Here is a 23,132-nt window from a genome sequence, read left to right on the forward strand (position 1 = left end):
TATTTACTTAACAACAGTTTTAACTGCGCTTTCGCCTTCAACAGCTACTACAACGATACCTGCCGGAGCAGAGATTGTAGCATTGTCAGAAGAAAGAACTGTTCTTGCGATTGTCTGTCCTAATACATTTGTTACAACAACTGTCTTATTAGCAGCACCCTGGATTGTTACAGAACCTACGCCACCGAATACGTTGAATCCATCAACTGTGATGTCTTCGTTGCCTACTGGCGGGCTGTAAGAATCTTCGTCAAACTGCATGTCACCTGTAACAGGTTCAGTAAAGATTGAAGTACCGAACTCAGCGATGTCAGATGAAGCAGATTTTACAATTGAAGGAGAATAGCTATAAGCTGTTACGCGTACTGCATATTCAGTCTTCGGCTGCAAGTTGATTGCTCTGATTGAAGTTGAAGTAGGACCTACTTCTTCTGATTCAATACCCTGAACAAAGAGGAAGTCCCATTTGTCAGATTCTTCCATGTAGCTAGCTACCGGCAGAGAACCGAAGTCAGGATTCCAGTCATTCTTATTGAATGCGCCAGTGTTTTCTTCAAGACCGTCTTTTTCGTCACGAGACAAACGAGTTGTGTTAGTGAATTCGAAGATATCGATCTGCTTGCCACCTTCTTTCAACAGAACTGTATAAGTGTTAGCCGGGCTCAAATCAGCGTCAACGCTAAATGCTTCAGCCTTATAAGCCTCATTCAACTGAGTATTTGTTGAAATAACATCCATAGTGTTATATTCAGCGCCATTCTTCATGATAGTCAGCTTATAGTTGTGGTGCAGCAACGGATTAATAACCTCACCTGTTCCGTTGAACAATTCAACCATGATTGTACCTTCTTCAGCTTTCACTTCAGAGATAAAGATATTCTTAGAAGTGTTCTGCTTTTCGTACTGACCAAGTTCTACTTTGTAGTAGTGAGCACCCGGAACTGCAGACCATCTGAATTCAGCCTTGCTACCGTTAATGTTGTCAGACAAATATTTAGTATCAACTACAGGAGCAGCCAGAACTGGAGAATAATTAACCGGAAGATCTACTGTACAGTTGCACAATGTGCTTGCTGCTAATACATCCGTAACCAGATCATGATCGCTCTTATCAGCCAACAGATCAACAGAAACCGGAATAATAGCTTCGCTTACATATTCAGCCTGGTTCTTACCTTCAGTAGAAGCGATCAATGCACCAGCAGGAGAGATAGCAATTACTTTAGATACCTCTTCAGTAGGATCGATTGAAGGCAGATCTTTACCGATCAAATAGATTTCCTTCGTTGCAGCAATGTCTGCATCGATGAATGTAACAGCGCCGAAGTCTAACTTAGCCAACTTAGCAGCTTTTGTATCAGCTGTAGTTGCGAAATACAGTTCAGGTTGTTTAACATCACCATAGATATTAGCAGCTACTGTATCATTACGGTAAGCTCCGTAGATATCGAACAGGCTGATATAGCCATTGCTCTGACCATTATTGTTTTCTACTTCTTTGTAAGCATACTTTTCATCCAAACCGTATACATAAGTCCAGCTGATCTGGTCTTTGATCTGCATCGGATACAGACGAACTGTGTCATTTACATAATTATAGATGAAGTCTTTGTTATCAACTGCTGAATGGATTGTATCAGGAACGATACCAGCCTTGTCAGACGGTTTGAATGTAGACTTAACGTAAGCAAGTAACTCACCGTATTTGTTAGGAATCAATTTGCCACCGTCCAAAGTACCGATAACAACAGTTGTATCGTGATCGAATGCACCAATCTTGTTAGATTTGCTTGCTTCTACAGTTACCGGAGCAACAAGGTTCAAACCTGCGATAACGAAAGTACCGTCTTTCACTTCATAACACTGATCCTGGCCCAGGTAATAAGTACCATAGTTCTTAGTATACAGATCACGGAATACGTTAGAGTCATATTCGCCCCATTCAAATTGGTCAAGATTCTGGATATTACCCAGGAAGCTGGTATAAGCACCTACCGGTTTGTCACCTGTCAATGTAGAGATAAGACCTTTGAATACAGTACCAACTACGTTGAATTGATTGAAACCTGTCAATTCTTTTTCCCAATCTTCGTGAGTAGCTTTACCATCACCTGAATCATTTGTCAACAGGCCGAACTGAGCCATATCTGTAAGGATTTCTTCTGTCGGAACCCAATCGGTTCTGGACTGAGGTGTATATCTAACCTTAACAGGAATACCATTATTTTTCAGGTCATCCAGATTAGCTTGTTTGTAGGGAACACGGATATACAATGTGTCACCAGCACTTTCACCACGCCATACAGAACCAGGTTGCGGTTCAAGACCACCAACATCACCACGATTCCAAACAGCGTTTGCATATTCTGTTGAGAAATAGAAGTTCTTATCCTGTTTTACTTTCGCTTCACCAATTCTCATAGCCTGTTTGTACAGACGGATAGTTGTATAGTTAGCGTCGTCAGCATCCGGTTTCAAACCTGTTGCGTAAACATGAACAACATGGTTACGAGAAGAGCCACCAATACCCCATACATAAGAATCCTTATTAGTAAAGTAAGGAGCTGCAAATACTTCAGCACCACCCTTTACAGCCTCACCTACAGGACATTCGCAATCCTGAGCAGCAGAGATCAAACCAGCAGAAATATTCATAATGTTTGCCAATGTTCCGGTTACAGAACCAACAACACCCTTATCTGTTTCAATACCTCTCCAGTTAGTCCATACGTGCTGAGTACGAGCAGATGTAGTCAGAACACCCGGATAATAAGCTTCACCCAGATTGATCAAATCCTGTCCTGAATAACCTTCGCAATCATCCTGAGTATTCAATGTTGCTGACAAGCCCCATTTTTCTTCAATATTATAAGCTCCATCCTGATCGATGTTCATGTTACCTGATGCAAAGTGGAAAGCAGCTTTCACTGTCCAGCCTTCATTCAGATTACCTAAACAATCGATAGCAGCATTCGGAATACATTTTGTATGTTTTAATCCATCAACTAATTCACCTTCGAAGTACCAGTTGAATCCCAAGAATTCAATCTTATCTTCCCATCTGTCGGTAGAACCCGGATCAGCCGGAGTTAATAATTCAAGATTTAATGCACCACCATCACAAGAGTTATCAATTGCCATTCTTACAGCATTCGCAGGTGCAGGGCCAGGACCTTCTGCACAATCTAAAATAAACTTAGGCAGATATGTGAAATCAATAGATGTTTCAAGAACTTCTTCGTATTTTGTAAAGACTAAGTCATCACCGAATTTGAATGAACCGCGAGCATCTACGCTATGTCTAACAAATGCTGTATCCGTACTGGATGCAGTAGTCGTAGCAAATACATAGTCAGCCAATTCCCACTGGTCTTTCACAGTACCCGGCTCTACATGATAAACAACCTTTACATTTGACCAGTCAACTGGATTGTATTCATTGAACAAACCTGCACGTACATAGAAACTTCTACTTCCGTCAGCTTCTGTTGCCTGAGAGAAGTTACCTTCAGTTACAGCAACATTACCAATCTTTTCAAGAACGATAGGAGCTTTCACATTCAGTTTCAAATAAGTAGCCTGAACATGGTGAGGAGTTTCAACACCAGCCATCTTATCATTGAACTTCCAGATCTTAACATCCATTTCAGATGCTTCGCATTCAGTAGAACGGTTAACACCTACACGGAATTCTTTTTCTGCTTCATAATCTATTTCTACGTGAGGACGAATGAAATCAAGATTAACACTTGAGAACAATGTTACAGGTTCCAAAGTATTATCTGTTGCATTTTCATCAGGTTCAGATAGTTCTGATTCAAGAACGATATGTACAATAGAGTTATCAATATCGACTTCACCTGTGTTAGCCATGTTAAACATTACCTTATAGGCATCTGGATTTATTACGCCATCTACAGTAACACCTTCTTTATCAACCAGGAATCCATTCTGATATTTTTCATTATAAGGTAAATCCTGAGCATCTGTACCATCCAGTTTATAAGCCTTAGCACTTGCAATCTTCCAAACCAAGTTACGGTTTACGTCATCGTTTTTCAAACGGCTGATGTAAAAATGGAAACTTGTTGCATCACTCAAACCTCTTGTATCGAATGTAAATTCAACACGACTTTGTCTTGTTTCTGTCGCTCTAACACCTAAATAAGTAATATCACCTTGAGTAATAACACCATATTGAGGTTGATTTACATTACTATATAACTCGTCGCCAGATACATACTGGCCACCAGCTACATTACCCGCTGCAGAATCAAAAGCAACAAATACCCCTGGAATAAGAGTTCCAGCATTCACATCCTGCAAAGGCAGAATATAATTCCAGTAATTAACAGTTTGCTCTGTGATATACTTTAAGGCACCTCTATTGAGAAGGTCAAATTTCGCAGCTTCTTTCAATTCATCCGCAGTCGGATCTTCAAAATCGGCCTTGTAAGTATCAGCACCTGTCTTGTACCAGGCTGGGACCGCATTTTGAGCAAAAATTGAAAAACTACTGCTTGCCACAAGGAACGCGGCGAACAAAGTAGAAAACTTTTTGTTCATAATCAAATAATTTAATTAGTAATAAAATATAAAGTTCAAATAAATCTTTCTATCAAAATAAAGTTCTGACGACTACTTACCGTCGCATTCATCTGTGCATACCTTGCACCTAAATTCTTATGCAAATATACATATCTTTTTTTGTTGCACTATTTTTTTGTTATATTTTTTTCCCTTTAACCATGCTTTCTTATCCGATTCTTACCTTAAATCGTACAAAGGGGACAGTTTTAAGGACATATCCAACCATTAGCACTTCATTTCCGGCAATATTCCCTATACATTATTATATATATAACAAAAAAACGGCCACCACCCTTTTCGGGAAGCAGCCGTTTCCGGTTTTATCTTGATGGGAAGATATTACATCATGCCACCCATGCCACCACCCATACCCGGGTTCATCGGAGGCATAGCAGGAGTATCTTCTTTCTTCTCTGCGATTACGCATTCTGTTGTCAGGAACATACCAGCGATAGAAGCTGCGTTTTCCAAAGCAACACGAGTTACCTTAGCAGGGTCGATTACACCGGCAGCGCACAGGTTTTCATATTTGTCTGTACGAGCATTGTAACCGAAGTCACCTTTACCTTCTTTTACTTTCTGAACGATAACGGCACCTTCCTTACCTGCGTTAGCAACGATCTGGCGCAACGGTTCTTCGATAGCGCGTTTTACGATTTCGATACCTGTTGTTTCGTCTTCGTTTTCACCCTTCATGCCTTCCAGTACTTCGATAGCACGGATGTAAGCTACACCACCACCAGGAACTGTACCTTCTTCGATAGCAGCGCGGGTTGCATGCAAAGCATCATCCACACGGTCTTTCTTTTCTTTCATTTCCACTTCAGAAGGAGCACCTACGTAAAGAACAGCTACACCACCTGCCATCTTAGCCAGACGTTCCTGTAGTTTTTCTTTGTCGTAGTCAGAAGTAGTGTTTTCGATCTGAGTTTTGATCTGACCGATACGAGCCTGGATAGCAGCTTTGTCGCCGGCACCGTTAACGATAGTTGTAGTATCTTTGTCAACAGTGATCTTTTCGGCAGTACCCAACATATCCATTGTAGCACCTTCCAGCTTCAAACCTTTTTCTTCAGAGATAACCACACCGCCAGTCAGCACTGCGATATCTTCCAACATAGCTTTACGACGGTCGCCGAAGCCCGGAGCCTTCACTGCACAGATCTTCAAAGAACCACGCAGACGGTTTACAACCAATGTAGCCAATGCTTCGCTGTCGATATCTTCAGCAATGATCAACAGCGGACGACCGCTCTGAACAGCCGGTTCCAGGATAGGAAGCAAGTCCTTCAATACAGAGATCTTCTTGTCGTAGATCAGGATATACGGATTTTCCATCTCGCATTCCATCTTTTCTGTGTTGGTTACGAAGTACGGAGAGATGTAACCACGGTCGAACTGCATACCTTCTACTACGTCAACTGTAGTTTCAGTACCTTTTGCTTCTTCCACTGTGATAACGCCTTCTTTCTTCACTTTCTGCATAGCTTCAGCAATCAGTTTACCGATCATTTCGTCACCGTTAGCAGAGATCTTAGCTACGTGTTCGATCTTTTCGAACTGGTCGCCTACTTCTTCAGCCTGGTCAGCGATCTTTTCAACCACTTTGGCAACAGCTTTGTCGATACCGCGTTTCAGGTCCATCGGGTTAGCACCTGCTGTAACGTTCTTCAAACCTACACCGATGATAGACTGTGCCAATACAGTAGCAGTAGTTGTACCGTCACCTGCATTGTCGTTTGTTTTGGAAGCCACTTCCTTTACCAGCTGAGCACCCATGTTTTCGAACGGGCAAGCCAGTTCCACTTCTTTAGCTACCGTTACACCGTCTTTAGTGATGTGAGGAGCACCGAATTTCTTTTCGATGATCACGTTACGGCCTTTCGGGCCTAATGTTACTTTTACAGCATTTGCCAATTCGTCCACACCTTTCTTCAAAAGGTCGCGGGCATCCATATCGTACTTAATTTCTTTTGCCATGATTATATTGTTTTATTATTTCCGTTTAATGAATTAGATAATAGCTAAAATGTCAGACTGACGCATGATAAGATATTTCTCACCATCCAGTTCGATTTCTGTTCCTGCATATTTTCCGTACAGTACAGTATCGCCACCTTTCACAACCATTTCTTCATCCTTTGTTCCGTTACCCACGGCAACAACTTCACCTTTTAAAGGTTTTTCTTTTGCTGAATCCGGGATAATGATTCCGCCAAGTGTCTTTTCTTCTGCTGCAGCCGGCTTAATAAGCACTCTGTCTGCTAATGGTCTAATGTTCATCTTACTATATTTTTAATTGTTAATAATATTATGTTTACATGTGTTTTTCTAATTCACGCTTATTCCTATGCGAAATCTGTGCCAAATTAATTGGCAGGGAAAAGACTGCCAATTTTGCATAAACAGACGTTTAGATGCGCCGACATGACTGACAGGATGACTATACATTCCGCCTCACATGCTTCCCGACTAGAACAAAAGTAACGGGAAAGTAGTTCATAAGTCACGGTCTTTTAACTGATAAGTCCTAAACTTTTATTCTTTTGAGCATGCCTTAATTTAATTTTCAGCTAGCTAAAAATAGATTTCGACCATGCTAAAAATCAATTCCGAGCATGCTCAAAAGTAAAAAAATAAGGGACGAAAGAATTAGAATCTGCCGTCCCTTACATTAATATATAGTATATTTCAAATTAGTCTATCAGCAATGTTGCGATGGAATGAGCCGGTAGTACAGGCTGGTAGACGCGACCGTCGATTTCAACAGATACCTGGCGGTCCTCATTTCCTTCGTTTGCCAAAGCGACAACAATACTTTTGTCGGAGTTGACGAAGGCCATGAGATTGCTGAACTGGCCGGAGGTTTCCAGTTTACGGGCACCGGGCTGGACGTAATGGCTCAAATGTTTCATTACATAATATTCGGGAGTGTAATGGAAGGTTTTTGTATCGGGATCGACAACCACAAGGGAGTTTTGCGCCCATCCCCAACGGCTGATACCGCCTTTATCCAGCGAGATATTCCAATACATATAGGCCGACGCACCGTTATCCAGGTAATGACGCATCAGGTTCCAGGAGTAAACGGCACCGCTCCAGTCATTCTTTCCGTCGCCGCATTCCTGCTCGGTCTGATAGAGTTTCATATCGGGATAACGTTCGTGTATACCTTTGATCGCTCCTTTTCCCGCCCATTGGAAACCGACTGCGCTGATATACTTGCCGCTTGCCGGGTCGGTCAGGATGGTATCCACCAATGCTTCGTTGGCACGTTCCATGGTGCCGAACATCACTTTCACGTCCAGTTCCTTCATAGCCGGACCGAGATAGTTGCCGACGAAGTTAGCCAGGGAAGCAGCCGTCCAGCAACAACTGGGGAATATCTGTGCCGAATTGAACTCGTTCTGCGGCATGACGGCAAAAATGTCGATGCCCTGTTCACGATAAGCTTCGATAAATTTAGAGAAGTAAAGGGCATACGATTGCAGGTAAAGGGAGTCCTGGATAAACATATCCGTTCCTTCATAACCGACCTTATCGGCAGGCAGGCCGTTGCGGTACTTCTCGTTGTAGGCTTCGCCGGTATAGGCGGAGGCATAATGCTTATTGTATTTCATCCAGGCAGGAGGACACCAGGGAGAGGCCCAGATACGCAGGTCGGAATTGTATTTCTGTGCGCCTTTAATAAAAGGGATCAATGTCTGCTGGTCGTTGGCGATGGTGAAGTATTCCATTTCGAAATCGCCTTCGGTCTCATTATAGGAATACCAGTCGCGGGAGAAATCGTTGGCACCCACCGGCATACGGCAGATGGTGAAATTTGCCCCTATCTCCGGGAAGAAGAGTTCTTCCATGATCTCTTCGCGGACTGTCGGATCGAGTTTGCTCAGGGAAATCCAGCCCAGCTCGTTGAAGCAGGCACCGAAACCGTCTATCTTCTGTCCTTTCTTATGGGTATGGATAACCGCGTCGATCGTCGGAATCGTATCCGAAGAGGCAGAGACCAGGTCGGATTGCTCCTGCCACGGTTCGTTTTCCGTAGTTGTTACCCAGGATGCTCTTGGCTGAACAGAACAGGAAGAGAGGACTAAAGCGAATGCGAGAATTAAAAGAGATGTTTTCATGAGACAGTAATATTAAGGATAGCATAAACCCGTTCCCGTGCTTGACACGGGATCGCAAAAGAACAGGTCACATGCCTATTTATTCAGGCAGCACCTTTGCGGCCCCGTGTCAAGCACGGGGACAAGGCTACTTATTTATATCAGAACTTTGCGATCAGTTCTTCTACAGTGACAGGTGTTTGTTCGCCTGTAATCATATTCTTCAGGTTGATCTTGCCTTCGCTCATCTCCGTTTCGCCAACGATAGCGACATACGGGATTTTCTTCGTATCGGCATACCCCATCTGCTTCTTCATCTTGGCTGATTCAGGGAAAAGTTCGGTACGGATACCGGCGGCACGAACCTGGGCAATGATTGGTAACAGATAGCTTTCTTCCTTCTCTCCGAAGTTGACAAACAGTAACTGTGTTGTCTTCAACGAATCGGCCGGATACAGGTCCAACTGATTCAGCACGTCGAAGATACGGTCTGCCCCAAAAGAGATACCGACACCCGAAACGCCATCCATGCCAAATACGCCGGTCAAGTTGTCATATCGTCCGCCACCGGTGATACTTCCTATCTGGACATCCAGGGCTTTTACTTCGAAGATGGCACCGGTGTAATAGTTCAGACCGCGGGCCAGTGTCAGGTCGAGTTCCAGTTCCGAATGCATAGGCAGCTGATCGATACGGTCGAGAATGAAGGTCATTTCTTCGATACCCTTCACGGCTATTTCGGAAGTTGCCAACTGTTCTTTCAGGACGGCCAGTTTTTCACGATTGCTACCCGACAGCATGATGATCGGTTGCAAGCGGGCAATCGCATCTTCTGAAAGGCCTTTGGAACGCAGTTCTTCGTTTACATTATCCAGACCGATCTTATCCAATTTATCGATAGCCACTGTTATGTCGACAATCTTATCCGCTTCACCGATAATTTCGGCAATACCCGACAATATCTTACGGTTGTTCATCTTGATGCAAACGCGGATACCGAAACGGTGGAACACCTCATCCATAATCTGAATCAGTTCCACTTCGTTAATCAGCGAATCGGAGCCTACCACGTCACCGTCGCACTGGTAGAACTCACGGTAACGTCCTTTCTGCGGACGGTCGGCACGCCATACGGGTTGTATCTGATAACGTTTGAAAGGGAATGTTATATCGTTGCGGTGCTGCACCACGTAGCGGGCAAAAGGAACAGTCAGGTCGTAACGCAATCCTTTCTCACAGGCTTTCACGCCGAATCTCACCGGGTTACGTTCCAGCAGTTCTTCATCGGTAATGCCAGAGAAACAATCTCCCGAGTTTAATATCTTGAAAAGTAATTTATCACCTTCTTCGCCATACTTGCCCATCAGGGTCGACAGGTTCTCCATGGCCGGAGTTTCTATTTGCTGAAATCCGTACAGATGATATACTTCACGAATCGTATTGAATATATAATTACGTTTCGCCATTTCTTCGGGCGAAAAATCTCTGGTACCTTTTGGTATAGACGGCTTCTGCATATACTGTTTGCTCTTCTTTATCGTCGGAGCTAACCGACTTTTATATATTAAATTATTATTCGGAATGCAAAGGTAGGTATTTTGTTTCAAATTCGTAGATTCCTGATTAAGTTCATTGTTTTATCGGTTTCTTTTTACTACGTTTGTAACACAATAAACAAAACTTTTAATTATGAAAAAGAAACAGAAGAAAGCGTTGTATGGTGAGATCGGTAGTTTTGCTATTGATTTAGCCAAGTATATAACAACAGGCGTTATTATCACAGCCTTATTTAAGGATTTTGGAGATAATACGATCATTATTTATATAGCAGGAGTTTTTTCAATTGCTCTATTCTTTGGCGTTGGCTTATTATTCATTAAACGAAAGGAGGAATAATTATGACAAATATTCTCTTAGCATTTTCTATTCCAGTGATACTACTTACAGGAGCTTTGATCTGGTCTTATTTTATCGAGAAAGAATCTCGTCAGGCAAAAAAGAAAAATAAGAAATAAAAAGCAGCCCGAGTCATTCAAAACGACCCGGGCTGCTTTTTTTATCTGATACGGTACTCGCTTAGTCGCGGCTTCTTCCTCCCAGGAAGATCATTATATAATATAATAATGTAGCCAGCGAACCTAAGGCAGCCACCACATAAGTATAAGCGGCAGAGCGCAAAGCATCTTCGGCCATACCATGCGTAGAAACATTCGTTATCCCGGCACGGCTCAACCATGCCAACGCACGCTGGCTGGCATTGATTTCGACCGGCAACGTAATGAAACTGAACAACGTTGTCGATGCGAACAGGATGATACCGAACAACAGCAATTGCGGGAACTGGTGGATCAGCAACATACCGCCCAGCAACACCCAGGTCATAATATTCGAAGCAAAGCTAACCACCGGTACCAACGCCGACCGCATCTTCAGCGGGGCATAAGACGTTGCATGCTGTACTGCGTGACCACATTCATGGGCGGCTACAGCAGCGGCAGCGATACTATTACTATAATATACAGATTCGCTCAGATTCACCGTTTGATTGGCAGGATTGTAATGGTCTGTCAAATGTCCGGGAGTAGAGATCACCTTCACGTCGTAGATGCCGTTATCGCGCAACATCTTTTCAGCCACATCCTTTCCGGTCATACCGTTAGGCATAGGAATCTTAGAATACTTCTCAAACTTGTTCTTCAGTCGGGAAGATACCAGCCAGCTTAACAAGGCAAAACCAATAAATATGATCCAATACATGCTCATAATGTTCCAAATAATTAATTGTTATACAAGATATCTCTTACAAAAAGTCTGCCAAAAACAAAAATGGCAGAAGATTAGCCTGATTAGAGGTGGTCTTCTGCCATTTTGTATTAGTATGTGAGGTTTATTCTTCTGTATACCGGATGATTGTCTGTTCGCGGTCAGGTCCTACCGATACGATTTTAACAGGTACTCCCAGCTCTTCTTCAAGGAATGAAAGATATGCGTTAAACTCTTCGGGGAATTCGTCTTCGCTCTGCATCTTTGTCATGTCAGTCTTCCAACCCGGCAGTTCAACGTATACAGGTTCGATCGTATCGTCGATCTCGAACGGGAATTCCGTCACTTCTTCGCCATTGATCTTGTAGGCTACGCAAGCCTTAATTGTCTCGAAGCTGTCGAGCACGTCACTCTTCATCATGATCAGCTGGCTTACACCATTGATCATAACAGCATATTTCAAGGCAACCAGGTCGATCCAGCCGCAACGACGTTTACGTCCTGTTACAGAGCCGAACTCATGTCCTAACGTACAAAGCTGATCGCCTGTTTCATCGAACAACTCTGTCGGGAACGGACCGCTACCGACACGTGTACAATATGCCTTGAAGATACCGTATACCTCACCGATATTACGCGGAGAGACACCCAGTCCCGTACAGCATCCGGCACAGATCGTGTTGGAAGATGTCACGAACGGATAAGAACCGAAGTCGATGTCCAGCATAGTGCCCTGTGCACCTTCCGCCAGGACAGACTTACCGTCTTTCAGGAAGTTGTTTACCACATGTTCGCTGTCGATCAGGTTGAATTGCTTCAAGTATTCCAATGCTTCAAACCACTGGGCTTCGAGTTCCTTGATATCATACGAATAGTTCAGTGATTTCAGGATTGCTTCGTGGCGTGCCTTGGCGGCAGCATATTTTTCATCGAAGTTGTGCAGCAAGTCACCTACGCGGAGACCGTTACGGCTGATCTTGTCTGTATATGTCGGGCCGATACCTTTACCTGTCGTACCGATCTTTCCGGAACCTTTGGCAGCTTCGTAGGCAGCATCCAGCATACGGTGGGTAGGCAGGATCAGGTGTGCCTTCTTGGAAATACAAAGTTGTTTGGTCAGGTCGTGACCACTGGCAGCAAGCGCTTCGGCTTCCTGTTTGAACAATAACGGGTCGAGAACGACTCCATTACCGATAACATTCACTTTTCCACCCTGGAAAATACCTGACGGAATAGAACGCAGGATATACTTTTCTCCGTTAAATTCCAGTGTGTGTCCTGCATTGGGACCTCCTTGAAAACGAGTGATCACATCGTAGTTAGGAGTCAGCACGTCGACAACTTTTCCTTTGCCTTCGTCACCCCATTGCAATCCTAATAAAACATCTACTTTCATTTTATCTTTATAATAGGCTGTTAATATTCTTTTTTACTATTCTTCTGCTGAAGCTTGAACTTGCATTTACTGCATATCCCGTAGATATACAGCGCATGAAATTCCTGTGTGAAACGGGATATCTTCAGATTGTTGACCTCCTTTTTCAGCACGCTGTCTTTCATTTCCCGAATGGCCCCGCACTTCATGCAAACCAGGTGCAGGTGCGTTTCTGCCAATGCCCGCAGTTCGTACTGAACCGACTGGGCGTTGAGTTGATGCCGCACGATCAGGCCGCCGTCTTCCAGCACATCCAACGTGTTGTAAAGCGTTGCCCTACTCACATGGAAATTCGCCTCTTCCAGCTTTTCCTGAAGGGAGTACATATCGAAATGACCGGCGAAGCGACAGATACATTCAAAGATCGCATATCTTTCCTCCGTCTTTCGTAGTTTTTTCTCAGTCAGATACTCCGTAAACGACTGCTTCATCTCTATGTACTTCTTCTCATCCATTTCGTTGCGACTCTACGCGACCGACAAAGTTAGCGCATTTATTTTAAACGCAAAGCCTTAGCTATAATATTCAAATTCAAATTTTAAATCATTATAGATTTCCTGCCCTTCCGGTGTCTTCATAAACTCCGGAAAGTCATCGAAACCACTCAACATTTGTTTCGCATGATCGGCCGACTGGCGACCGTAAAATTTCATTGCTTTTATCGCTGCCTGCTTCTCTTTCCAGGAAGCGCCGAAGTCGGGCCAGGCAATCGTCCGCATACATTCCACAATGAATGCGGCTCTCACCGGCGCAACCACCGTCTTCCCTACCCTGAACAGTTCCATCCAGATAAGGTAAGCCACCGTACGGGCATATTCGTCTTCCACATTAAAAATCAATCCGAGCAGAAGGTTATCGACATACGGCAATTTGCAGAACAGATTACGGCTGCATTGTTCCGCTATTTCCAGATAGGGTATTTCTTTCACCCACTGTTCCGCCTGTTTAAAAGGAAAATCATCCACAGGCTGCAACAGGGATGCCAGTATCTTAAACTCGCGGATATCCTCTTTCCACAAAGCGGCTGCCAGCTCCGAACCGGGTTCGTGCCGGGCGGCTATCTGCTTTATCTCAGGCAGAGGGACACCGAAGTTCAGCTTATAGTCGATGCCCTTTTCGCGCATGCTGGTGGCTATGATACCGTTCATCGCCATGCGCAGCTGGGTACGTATTTCTTTTAGTTCGTCCTGTAACATATCTTTAATCGTTATAAGATGGCAGGAATGAATAATCTTGGCTGTACCGAAGCATCTGGTCTGCGTATCCTTCGGTATAATCGAGAACGATGTCGGTCACTTCGCCTTTGTCGTTCCTTACCTCTTTCATCACCGGGTTCACAAAACCTTTGTATGGAGCCAGGTTCAGTTTGGCATAGCGGGCAAGCACTTCGTCGTGCAAGGTCTGGTCTACTTTCACACCGTAGTCTTCCACCAGTTTCTTTCCGGCGGCGAAATCGCCTTCGCTCTTGATGCGCTGCACTTCTGCCAATAAGGTGCCGAACAAGTTGCGGAGTTTGGCATAATCGTTTACAACGACATATGTCTTGCCGTCACGCTTCTTATATTCGATAACGTTATCGGCTTTACCGTTCTTATAGGCCCATTGGGCGATCAACTGACGGTTACGCATGTGAGCTTCTTCTACATCTTTGCCGGCTTCGATACGGACAAGCTGTGTCATCAGGCCATTCATGATATACTTATAATACTCGGCCTTATAGGCTTCACCATCCGGAACCAGACCTAATTCAACCAGCTTCGGGTCGGCCAGGTAATAAAGGCCGAAGAGGTCGGCACGTGCTTCTTCCAAAGTGGAATCATAGGCTTTCAGTGCGCCCGATTCGGTATCGGGCAGAAGTTTGCCGGAACCATGTCCCAGGCATTCATGCAGGTCGGTATGCAGATTGTCAGTCAGGAAGCCGTATTTTGCAAGGGCTTCACGCTCCGCATCACTCCAGATAAATTCTTCATTAAAGCCATTGCCCTGCGACGCCTTGTCGTAAGCCTCGGTTATATTCTCAATCGTAACGGACTTTGAGCCGTGGTCGCGGCGAATCCAATCTGCATTCGGCAGATTGATGCCGATCGGCGTTGCCGGATAACAATCGCCTCCCAACATGGATACGGTGATCACTTTGGCACTCACCCCTTTTACCTTTTCCTTCTTGAAGCGTTTGTCGACCGGAGAATGATCTTCAAACCATTGCGCATTATCGCTGATAATCTTCGTGCGCTTGGTCGCTTCCTTATTGATAAAGTTTACGGTCGACTCCCAGCTGGCTTTCATACCCAGCGGATCGCCGTAAGTTTCGATAAAACCGTTCACGAAATCCACATCCGAAGTCGTATCCTCTACCCAAAGGATGGAGTAGGCATCGAATGTCTTCAAGTCACCGGTCTGATAGTATTCAATCAGTTTTTCGATAATTGCTTTCTGCGTATCGTTTTCGGCAAAAGGAACGGCCTTTTGCAATTCGCCTGCAATCTGTTCGATCGCTGCCGAATAAAGGCCTCCTACTTTCCATACCTTCTCGACAATCTTTCCGTTCTCCTTCACCAGTCGGCTATTGAGTCCGTAAGAGATCGGGGTGATGGTATCTTTACCCGCTTTCATAGCGGCATAATACTCTTCCACCTCTTTTTGGGTAATACCGCCGCCATAGTAGTTATTGGCAGATGCCAGGATCAGATCCCGGTCGCCGCTCTGCACAGTACGTTTTGCCAATACAGCCGGATCAAAGATTACCGGAGAGATTTCTGCAACAAACTGCTCCAGAGTCTGTCCTTCACGCAAAGGAAGTTCAGAGACATTCACCTGCTCCAGGCAGCTCTGAAAGAATTCGGGGGTAAAGCCGGGAACAAACTTATCCTCTGCATAATGGTGATGGATGCCGCTTGAGAACCATACCCGTTTCAGGTACGTCTCCAGGGCCTTGAACTGCTCATCCTCGCGATTTCCTTTATATTCCTTGTAAATCGTTTCCAATGCGCGGCGAACCGGCAGGTTATAACGACAATTCTGGTCAAAGAATATGTCGCGTCCCATCAGCGCAGCCTGCGACAGATGATATAATAACTGTTTTTGTTTCAACGAAAGAGACTCGAATCCCGGAACCTGATACCGAAGTATCTGAAGGTCTGCGAACTGGTCTACCACATAATTAAAATCCTCCTGCGGCGCCTGAACATTCTTTTCTTTCGGGCCTGCACAGGCGGTTAATGCCACTGCTGTCATAAGCGATACAATTGTATTTCTCATTTTATTTATACTAATTCTTTTGTTTTTTTCTGAAGTATTACAACGAAAGGCTCTCCCGCAAAGGTAACGAATAAATCGAAGCCATAGGAATATCACCCTAATATTTTGTACCTTTGCAACCGATATATTTATTAAAAAATGGAAATAGCAGCATTAGTATCAGGAGGTGTGGACAGCTCCGTAGTTGTCCATCAGTTGAAGGAGGCGGGATATGATCCTACCATCTTCTATATCCGTATCGGTATGGAAGATAAAGACGGATATATCGACTGCCCCGCCGAAGAGGATATAGAAATTACATCTTACATAGCACGCAAATACGGTTGTCGCATGGAAGTGGTATCCCTGCATGACGAATACTGGGACAAGGTGGTCAGCTACACGATCGACTCGGTGAAGCGCGGCCTCACCCCCAACCCGGACATGATGTGCAACAAATTCATCAAGTTCGGCTGCTTTGAAGAGAAATGGGGGAAAGACTTCGATAAAATCGCCACCGGCCATTATGCCACAACGACCGAGATAGACGGAAAAGTATGGCTCTCCACCGCCAAAGACCCGGTGAAGGACCAGACCGATTTCCTGGGACAAATCACGCGCCTGCAAATCCAGAAGCTGATGTTCCCGATCGGCCACCTGATGAAAGCGGAAGTCCGTGCCATCGCTGCCGAACAAAAGCTCCCCAGCGCCATGCGCAAGGACAGCCAGGGTATCTGCTTCCTCGGTAAAATCAATTACAACGACTTCATCGAGCGTTACCTGGGCAAACGTGTCGGAAAAATCGTCGAACTGGAAACGGGCAAAGTACTGGGCAAGCACAACGGCTATTGGTTCCATACCATCGGCCAGCGGAAAGGACTGGGCCTGAGCGGCGGTCCGTGGTTCGTCATCAAGAAGGATATCAAGCGCAACATCATCTACGTCTCCAACGGCTACGACCCGGAAACGCAATACGGGAAGACAATCAACCTGCATGGTTTCGACTTCATCACCGAAGATCCGTGGGGAGAATTTACCGATGAAAAAGAAATCACCTTCAAGATACGCCATACCCCCGATTTCACACCGGGACGCATCCGCCGTATCGGTGACCTTTACCGTATCGAATCGGAAAACAAAATACAGGGTATCGCTCCCGGCCAGTACGGTGTTGTCTACGACAAGGATCATCATCTCTGCCTGGGTAGCGGCATGATTATTGACGAAGAAAAATAAGTCTTTGTCAATAATTATATGTATCTTTGTATCAGACTATAATATATACGACTATGGAAGCAACAACATTAAAAACATTCGAGATATCCATTCCCGAAAAATACGCATCCGCCATACGCTCACTGGTTAAAAGTATGGGAGGAAGCATCAAAGTCCGCAAAGAAAAGAAATGCGGACTGAATGAAGCATTGGAAGATGTGAAGGCCGGAAGAGTATATCATGCTGAAAGCACAGAAGATATGATGAAACAAATCTTCGGATGAATAAGAAATATACACTCAATTATACGGGTAAGTTCAAGAAAGATTTGAAACTCTGTAAGAAAAGAGGATACAATATTTCTTTATTTGAAAAAGTCTCTAAACTCCTTGAAACAACCGGTACCCTCCCACCCGAATACCACCCGCATAAATTAAGCGGCAAATACGAAGGCCTATGGGAATGTCATATTCAATCCGACTGGTTACTGGTTTGGGATCAAAATGATACGGAACTTATGCTTCTGTTTACAGATACCGGCACTCATGCCGATCTGTTTTAATAGAAAAATTTAAAATTAGAATAACTGCGGCAGCTATCTCGAATGGTTGCCGCAGTCGTTTTATATAATTGCAGCACCTGTTTTTTACCACTGCGGCAGCTATTTCTTACAATTGCCGCAACCATTTTCCCGGTATACCGCCTTTATTTCAACTATTTCACCCTATTGTTTCATTTTTTTCGCCTTTAATTTGGTTTACAACATAAACCATTTTATATTTGCAGCGTGCAGGTGAGACATGCGCAGCTCCTTGCACTTTTTTAATCCATATATGGTTGATATTATAAACTTATTTACATTCACTTTTAAAGTAAACAAAACATGGAAACGAAACGAATCATACTATTTATTCTGGCAATATTCTTTACTTGCAATCTTGCCGAAGCACGGACAATCATCGTCAAAGTGAGTAACATACGCCGAGAAAACGGAACAATCCTCGTCATGGCTCAATCAGGCAAAGAGACAAAACCGGTATACGGCATGGCCAAACCGGAGAAAGGAGAAGCAACTATCACGCTTGAAAACGTCGAATGGGAACAGTTCGATATCTCAGTCTTCCATGACGAAAACGGCAATTACCAAATGGACTTCACCGAAGACAAAAAGCCGGCTGAAGGATATGCCATGAAAAAGTGTAAAACGCAACAGGAAGAAGAGACGGTCAAACTGAAATTATATTACCCGGCAAACGAGTAAGACATGAAATGGCTGTTATTCTTTACACTCATCTTTGCTACCGGCTTTCCGGCTATGGCCCGGAAACCGATAACGGCAGAGATTTACTCCGGCCACATTACCGACGGGCAGGGAAACGGAGTTGAATACGCGACAATCGTCCTCTTGCAGGATGAGATTCAAAAAGCAGGTACGACAACCGACAACAAGGGCAATTTCACTATGGAAGCAAAAGCAGGAACATATAAAGTAATCGTCCGGTGTATCGGATATGAGCCGCTGCAAAAAGAATTATTGCTGGCCGCATCCATACACGACACCCTTTCGTTGAAGGCATCTTCCTATGCCTTGAAAGAGGTTGTGGTACAGGCTAAAAATATCGAACGCAAGACAGACCGTTTCGTCCTGTCCGTCTCCCCTTCCACCGGGAAAGACGGAACCGAGTTATTGTCGCAGGCTCCCGGCGTATGGCTGGCAGAAGATAATATCTCCATCAACGGAGCACAGAGCACAAAGGTATTCGTCGATAACCGCGAAATAAAACTTACCGGCGAAGAACTTCTCACCTACCTTCGTTCGCTGAAATCGGAAGATATCAGGCGAATAGAAGTCATCCCGATAGCCGGAGCAGAATATGAAGCCAGCTCACGGGGCGGAATCATCCTAATCTCACTCCGTCGGCGGCAAACGAACGGTATCCAGGGGAGTGTCACAGCCGGGGCCGCCTTATCTTCTACCCTTACCCGTTACATACCTTCCGGAACACTCAATGCACGCCTCGGGAAATGGACCGTAAACGCTGCCGCCTCCAGCTATTTCACACCGAAGAATGAGAGCATGATGACATCCGTCAGGCAATATCCGGACAACGACAACCGCTTTTCCAGCCTCTCCAGGTTCGACACACGATCGGACTATGGTACGGGACGCATCGGAGCCATCTTCGAAATCGATACCGTCAACAGCATCGGAGCGGAGATAGAATATGTCGGACAGCTGTCTAAGGGCAACTCTTACAGCGAAACGGAACTGACCAAGCAGGAATGGCTAATAAACAGCACCGGCGATTATAACCAGAAGGATGATTACAACACTTTATCCGCTACCGCCAACTACCTGCATAAACTCGACGACAAAGGCTCCCTGCTCAAATGGATTGTCGATTATGCTGACAAAAAGTCGACAGGGAAAAACAACTACTATGTCGTACAAAAGGCAGCAGGCCGGGATACAGACAGTACATACCGAAGTAACAGCGATGCGACCTACAAGATCGTCACCACCGATATTTCAATGAATAAATACTTCCGAAAAGGAATATCGCTGAACACCGGCCTGAAGTACACACATACATTCATGGACGATAATTCCTGCTACGAAGGTCTCTCGGCCGACCAACAATGGAGTATCAGTCCGGCTTACGGCTACGCACTCAAATACAAGGAAAACATCATGGGAGTATACGCATCCTTTTCAACAGAAATCAATCGTTGGGCGTTCATCGCCGGGCTGCGGGGCGAATATACCCGGACCGCGAACGAGAGCGACCGGATTAAACGGGATTACTTCGACCTGTTCCCGAGCCTGAGCGCCACCTATGCCTTCAACAACCTGAAGACCTGGATGCTGGTCGGACAATACACACGCAACATCGAACGCCCGGCCTTCTATACGCTCAACCCGAACCGGCTCCAGACCTCCGATTACAGCTACAACATAGGCAATCCCTACCTGAAACCGACCTATATCCACCGTTTCAGCACGACCCTTGTCTATAATTACCATTACACGCTGACAATCGGAGGTAGCCTGCACCGCAACCTGATCCGCGAATTCTGCAAGGTAGATGCCGTCAACCCGGACGTTTCGTATATCACCTACGAGAACCATGACGTCGAAAACCATTGGTTCGTTGCCGCCAGTATCCCCGTGCAACCCGTCCCATGGCTTAACCTGGCAGCCAATTTCGTCGGTGTACGCCAGGATATCCGTATGACGGAGAAAGCCGCATTTGCCCACCATTACCTGGCATTCGCAAACGTGACCGTGACCTTCACGCTGCCGAAAGACATCACGTTCGAAGGACAATACTGCGGAACCAGCCGCCTGTATTCAGGAAACAGCGAAGTGGCTCCCCGGCACATCGTCAGCCTGTTTGCCCGGAAGAAGCTGGCCGGCAACCGCTTTCTGATAACTGTTTCGGCCGATAATATCTTCAACCGCTATAATGACTTTGCCAGCCATATCGAAGCCTACACGTCACAAAGCCACTTCGAAAGCGGACACCTCGGACGTACCTTCAAAGCGACACTGACCTGGAGCTTCAACAGCGGCAGGAAAGTAAAGAAGCCGACAATCGAACGGGGCGTAAACTCTGAAAGAAACCGGTTGAACGAAAAATAGACCGGAATGATTGACTGTTAAAAACAATGACATTATCTTTGAACAAACATAGTACGAACAATATAAAAACAAATAAAATCATGGAAGAAAGACTTTTAAACGAGAAAGAAAGCCTGGAACTCATCACACAGATGATAAACTCCAGCAAAAAGAATATGGAGATCGGCCAGGGGAATTACCTCCTGGTGTGGGGTTATTTCACAACTGCCCTGTCGATCATTCTGTTTACACTGATCGCTCTTACCCACAACATGATATGGAGCTGGGGATGGATGCTGATGTTCGTCATGTGGCCCGTCATGTCTTACCGGCAAAGGCAGCAGCCCCCGAGGGTCATCACCTATACCGACAAAGTAATCATGCAGGTCTGGCAGGTAATGGGCTGGATGTTTGTCATCACTTTCCTGACAACTGGCACCATTGAGTTCATTTTCGGCAGATACGTCGACTTTATCCTTATGCTGCCGTTATCCCTGATATACTGCGGATTGGGAGTATCTATCACCGGTATTATCGTACAGGGGCGCTGGATGATTTATACCCCTTTGGTTGCCTTCGTCATAGCGATTTATATGCTAACCATGCTGCTGATGGGTGAAAAAGCGACAACTTTGTGGTATCTTTACTTCGGTTTATCGTTCGTGTTTATGATGATCATACCCGGACATATCGTCAATAATAAAGCCAGGAAGCAATGTTTAAAGAATTAGATCCGTTACTTCATTCACAATTGCGGCTCGCCGTGATATCCATCCTCCTTTCGGTCGAGGAGGCTGAATTCGTCTATCTGCGGGAAAAGACGCAGGCGACAGCGGGAAACCTGAGTGTACAGATAGACAAACTGAGCGAAGCCGGCTACATAGAAGTCGAAAAGAGCTTTGTCGGAAAGAAACCCCGTACCACCTGCCGGATAACACCCGTAGGACGACAGGCATTCGAGAATTACGTAAATGCCCTGAAAGACTATATCGGAGGAAGTTAATCCCTCCGCCAGCCACCGCATACCAATAAAAAAGGCTGCCATCAATCCGACGGCAGCCTTTTTATATCATTAATCCCTGCTAATTAAATAGCGTATAAAGAACTGATAGATTCGCCACTGCAAACACGGCGGATTGCTTCAGCAAACATATCGGCAACAGATAATACTTTTACTTTCTCGCATTTCTTTGCGTAAGGAATAGAATCGGTAAAGATCATTTCCGTCAATGAAGACTGGTCTACACGGGTAGAAGCCGGGTCAGACATGACAGCGTGGCTGGCGATTGCACGTACAGACTTGGCGCCGTTTTCCATCATCAGGTTAGCGGCTTTAGTGATTGTACCGGCTGTATCCACCATATCATCCACCAAAAGAACGTCCAAGCCTTCCACATCACCGATGATACGCATTTCAGCTACCTCATTGGCACGCAGGCGTGATTTGTGGCAGATAACCATCGGCAATCCCAGGTATTTGGAATAGCTGCTGGCACGTTTCGTACCCCCTACGTCAGGAGTAGCGATACACAAGTTATCCAAAGGCAGTTCTCCCTTGATATAATCCAGGAAGATAGAAGAAGCATACAGGTGGTCGACAGGAACATTGAAGAATCCCTGGATCTGGTCTGCATGTAAATCCATTGTAATCAGACGGTCGATACCGGCAGTGCTCAACATATCTGCGATCAATTTTGCACCGATAGACACACGGGGTTTATCCTTTCTGTCCTGACGGGCCCAACCGAAATAAGGAACAACAGCAATTACAGAATGTGCAGAAGCACGTTTAGCCGCATCAATCATCAGGAGCAACTCCATCAGATTGTCCGAGTTAGGAAATGTTGATTGAACAAGGAACACGTCACGACCACGGATAGACTCTTCATAAGATACTGAAAATTCACCGTCAGCAAAATGTTGAATGTTCATCTGCCCCAGAGGACAACCAAGACTATTGCAAATTTTCTCTGCAAGATACCGGGAGTTGGTTCCCGAAAACACCAAGAAAGGAGTTTGTGCACTCATTATTCCGAATATTTATCTTAAGTAAATAGATTTGAATTGTGCTGCAAAAGTACAAAACTTATTTGCAATTATCCCTTTATCTTCGGAAAACTTTCAACAATAAGGGCGAGTCAACCCCGCCCCTGTTACTTTTTCT

The 23,132-nt window shown here is 45.0% G+C and carries 19 protein-coding genes; 8 read left to right on the forward strand and 11 right to left on the reverse strand.

The window, feature by feature from the left end; genetic code table 11:
- Nucleotides 1-3: 3 nt before the first annotated feature.
- From HMPREF1535_RS03090 to hisS, 5 genes are all read right to left on the reverse strand, one after another.
- Complete coding sequence (locus HMPREF1535_RS03090) at nt 4-4,566, reverse strand: DUF6383 domain-containing protein (protein WP_046145263.1); 4,563 nt, start codon at nt 4,564-4,566, stop codon at nt 4-6.
- A 363-nt stretch (nt 4,567-4,929) separates the two neighbouring features.
- On the reverse strand, nt 4,930-6,570 hold the full coding sequence (groL, locus tag HMPREF1535_RS03095) for a chaperonin GroEL (protein ID WP_010802098.1): 1,641 nt from the start codon (nt 6,568-6,570) through the stop codon (nt 4,930-4,932).
- A gap of 33 nt (nt 6,571-6,603) precedes the next feature.
- Entirely contained in the window at nt 6,604-6,873 is a 270-nt protein-coding gene (locus HMPREF1535_RS03100) for a co-chaperone GroES (protein WP_007654644.1), read from the reverse strand.
- A 413-nt stretch (nt 6,874-7,286) separates the two neighbouring features.
- A complete protein-coding gene (locus HMPREF1535_RS03105; protein ID WP_046145264.1) occupies nt 7,287-8,717 on the reverse strand; it encodes a glycoside hydrolase family 30 protein in 1,431 nt (476 codons plus the stop codon).
- A gap of 140 nt (nt 8,718-8,857) precedes the next feature.
- Complete coding sequence (gene hisS / locus HMPREF1535_RS03110; RefSeq protein WP_046146377.1) at nt 8,858-10,213, reverse strand: histidine--tRNA ligase; 1,356 nt, start codon at nt 10,211-10,213, stop codon at nt 8,858-8,860.
- Between the two features lie 172 nt (nt 10,214-10,385).
- Here hisS and HMPREF1535_RS03115 point away from each other — a divergent pair, with 172 nt between their 5' ends.
- Nucleotides 10,386-10,592 (forward strand): DUF6722 family protein, encoded by a 207-nt coding sequence (locus HMPREF1535_RS03115; RefSeq protein ID WP_046145265.1) that lies wholly within the window; start codon nt 10,386-10,388, stop codon nt 10,590-10,592.
- 180 nt (nt 10,593-10,772) lie between these two features.
- Here HMPREF1535_RS03115 and HMPREF1535_RS03120 read toward each other — a convergent pair whose 3' ends face one another.
- From HMPREF1535_RS03120 to HMPREF1535_RS03140, 5 genes are all read right to left on the reverse strand, one after another.
- On the reverse strand, nt 10,773-11,459 hold the full coding sequence (locus tag HMPREF1535_RS03120; RefSeq protein WP_046145266.1) for a zinc metallopeptidase: 687 nt from the start codon (nt 11,457-11,459) through the stop codon (nt 10,773-10,775).
- A gap of 124 nt (nt 11,460-11,583) precedes the next feature.
- Entirely contained in the window at nt 11,584-12,855 is a 1,272-nt protein-coding gene (locus HMPREF1535_RS03125; RefSeq protein ID WP_007654654.1) for an adenylosuccinate synthase, read from the reverse strand.
- A 20-nt stretch (nt 12,856-12,875) separates the two neighbouring features.
- A complete protein-coding gene (locus tag HMPREF1535_RS03130) occupies nt 12,876-13,349 on the reverse strand; it encodes a Fur family transcriptional regulator (RefSeq protein ID WP_007654655.1) in 474 nt (157 codons plus the stop codon).
- 57 nt (nt 13,350-13,406) lie between these two features.
- Nucleotides 13,407-14,090 (reverse strand): DNA alkylation repair protein, encoded by a 684-nt coding sequence (locus tag HMPREF1535_RS03135; protein ID WP_046145267.1) that lies wholly within the window; start codon nt 14,088-14,090, stop codon nt 13,407-13,409.
- 4 nt (nt 14,091-14,094) lie between these two features.
- A complete protein-coding gene (locus tag HMPREF1535_RS03140; protein WP_046145268.1) occupies nt 14,095-16,152 on the reverse strand; it encodes a dipeptidyl-peptidase 3 family protein in 2,058 nt (685 codons plus the stop codon).
- Nucleotides 16,153-16,290: 138 nt separating this feature from the next.
- On the opposite strand from HMPREF1535_RS03140, the gene mnmA reads away from it, so the two are divergent.
- The 7 genes from mnmA (at nt 16,291) to HMPREF1535_RS03175 (ending at nt 21,971) form a co-directional block, all read left to right on the forward strand.
- Nucleotides 16,291-17,367, forward strand: coding sequence for a tRNA 2-thiouridine(34) synthase MnmA (mnmA, locus tag HMPREF1535_RS03145; protein ID WP_007654661.1), 1,077 nt, complete (start codon nt 16,291-16,293; stop codon nt 17,365-17,367).
- 53 nt (nt 17,368-17,420) lie between these two features.
- Nucleotides 17,421-17,630 carry a hypothetical protein gene (locus HMPREF1535_RS03150; protein ID WP_046146378.1) on the forward strand — a complete coding sequence of 70 codons (210 nt, stop codon included), beginning with the start codon at nt 17,421-17,423 and terminating at the stop codon, nt 17,628-17,630.
- Nucleotides 17,627-17,908, forward strand: a complete 282-nt coding sequence (locus HMPREF1535_RS03155; protein WP_046145269.1) for a type II toxin-antitoxin system YafQ family toxin — start codon at nt 17,627-17,629, stop codon at nt 17,906-17,908. Before HMPREF1535_RS03150 ends, HMPREF1535_RS03155 begins: the two co-directional genes overlap by 4 nt.
- 321 nt (nt 17,909-18,229) lie before the next feature.
- A complete protein-coding gene (locus HMPREF1535_RS03160; RefSeq protein ID WP_046145270.1) occupies nt 18,230-18,607 on the forward strand; it encodes a DUF2141 domain-containing protein in 378 nt (125 codons plus the stop codon).
- Between the two features lie 3 nt (nt 18,608-18,610).
- On the forward strand, nt 18,611-20,989 hold the full coding sequence (locus HMPREF1535_RS03165) for a TonB-dependent receptor (protein WP_046145271.1): 2,379 nt from the start codon (nt 18,611-18,613) through the stop codon (nt 20,987-20,989).
- An 80-nt stretch (nt 20,990-21,069) separates the two neighbouring features.
- The gene (locus tag HMPREF1535_RS03170; protein ID WP_007654668.1) at nt 21,070-21,699 is read left to right on the forward strand and encodes a hypothetical protein; all 630 of its coding nucleotides are present in this window, start codon (nt 21,070-21,072) and stop codon (nt 21,697-21,699) included.
- The gene (locus HMPREF1535_RS03175) at nt 21,684-21,971 is read left to right on the forward strand and encodes a winged helix-turn-helix domain-containing protein (protein WP_007654669.1); all 288 of its coding nucleotides are present in this window, start codon (nt 21,684-21,686) and stop codon (nt 21,969-21,971) included. The genes HMPREF1535_RS03170 and HMPREF1535_RS03175 overlap by 16 nt, the downstream gene beginning before the upstream one ends.
- 83 nt (nt 21,972-22,054) lie before the next feature.
- Here the strand turns inward: HMPREF1535_RS03175 and HMPREF1535_RS03180 are convergent, their stop codons facing one another.
- A complete protein-coding gene (locus HMPREF1535_RS03180) occupies nt 22,055-22,996 on the reverse strand; it encodes a ribose-phosphate pyrophosphokinase (protein ID WP_046145272.1) in 942 nt (313 codons plus the stop codon).
- Between the last annotated feature and the right edge of the window lie 136 nt (nt 22,997-23,132).

It is taken from the genome of Parabacteroides goldsteinii DSM 19448 = WAL 12034 (genome assembly GCF_000969835.1).
GTDB lineage: Bacteria > Bacteroidota > Bacteroidia > Bacteroidales > Tannerellaceae > Parabacteroides > Parabacteroides goldsteinii.

Bases quoted from the DNA above. Each gene is read 5' to 3' on its own strand.
- HMPREF1535_RS03090 (WP_046145263.1), bottom strand. From the start codon at position 4,566: ATGAACAAAAAGTTTTCTACTTTGTTCGCCGCGTTCCTTGTGGCAAGC.
- groL (WP_010802098.1), bottom strand. From the start codon at position 6,570: ATGGCAAAAGAAATTAAGTACGATATGGATGCCCGCGACCTTTTGAAG.
- HMPREF1535_RS03100 (WP_007654644.1), bottom strand. From the start codon at position 6,873: ATGAACATTAGACCATTAGCAGACAGAGTGCTTATTAAGCCGGCTGCA.
- HMPREF1535_RS03105 (WP_046145264.1), bottom strand. From the start codon at position 8,717: ATGAAAACATCTCTTTTAATTCTCGCATTCGCTTTAGTCCTCTCTTCC.
- hisS (WP_046146377.1), bottom strand. From the start codon at position 10,213: ATGCAGAAGCCGTCTATACCAAAAGGTACCAGAGATTTTTCGCCCGAA.
- HMPREF1535_RS03115 (WP_046145265.1), top strand. From the start codon at position 10,386: ATGAAAAAGAAACAGAAGAAAGCGTTGTATGGTGAGATCGGTAGTTTT.
- HMPREF1535_RS03120 (WP_046145266.1), bottom strand. From the start codon at position 11,459: ATGAGCATGTATTGGATCATATTTATTGGTTTTGCCTTGTTAAGCTGG.
- HMPREF1535_RS03125 (WP_007654654.1), bottom strand. From the start codon at position 12,855: ATGAAAGTAGATGTTTTATTAGGATTGCAATGGGGTGACGAAGGCAAA.
- HMPREF1535_RS03130 (WP_007654655.1), bottom strand. From the start codon at position 13,349: ATGGATGAGAAGAAGTACATAGAGATGAAGCAGTCGTTTACGGAGTAT.
- HMPREF1535_RS03135 (WP_046145267.1), bottom strand. From the start codon at position 14,090: ATGTTACAGGACGAACTAAAAGAAATACGTACCCAGCTGCGCATGGCG.
- HMPREF1535_RS03140 (WP_046145268.1), bottom strand. From the start codon at position 16,152: ATGAGAAATACAATTGTATCGCTTATGACAGCAGTGGCATTAACCGCC.
- mnmA (WP_007654661.1), top strand. From the start codon at position 16,291: ATGGAAATAGCAGCATTAGTATCAGGAGGTGTGGACAGCTCCGTAGTT.
- HMPREF1535_RS03150 (WP_046146378.1), top strand. From the start codon at position 17,421: ATGGAAGCAACAACATTAAAAACATTCGAGATATCCATTCCCGAAAAA.
- HMPREF1535_RS03155 (WP_046145269.1), top strand. From the start codon at position 17,627: ATGAATAAGAAATATACACTCAATTATACGGGTAAGTTCAAGAAAGAT.
- HMPREF1535_RS03160 (WP_046145270.1), top strand. From the start codon at position 18,230: ATGGAAACGAAACGAATCATACTATTTATTCTGGCAATATTCTTTACT.
- HMPREF1535_RS03165 (WP_046145271.1), top strand. From the start codon at position 18,611: ATGAAATGGCTGTTATTCTTTACACTCATCTTTGCTACCGGCTTTCCG.
- HMPREF1535_RS03170 (WP_007654668.1), top strand. From the start codon at position 21,070: ATGGAAGAAAGACTTTTAAACGAGAAAGAAAGCCTGGAACTCATCACA.
- HMPREF1535_RS03175 (WP_007654669.1), top strand. From the start codon at position 21,684: ATGTTTAAAGAATTAGATCCGTTACTTCATTCACAATTGCGGCTCGCC.
- HMPREF1535_RS03180 (WP_046145272.1), bottom strand. From the start codon at position 22,996: ATGAGTGCACAAACTCCTTTCTTGGTGTTTTCGGGAACCAACTCCCGG.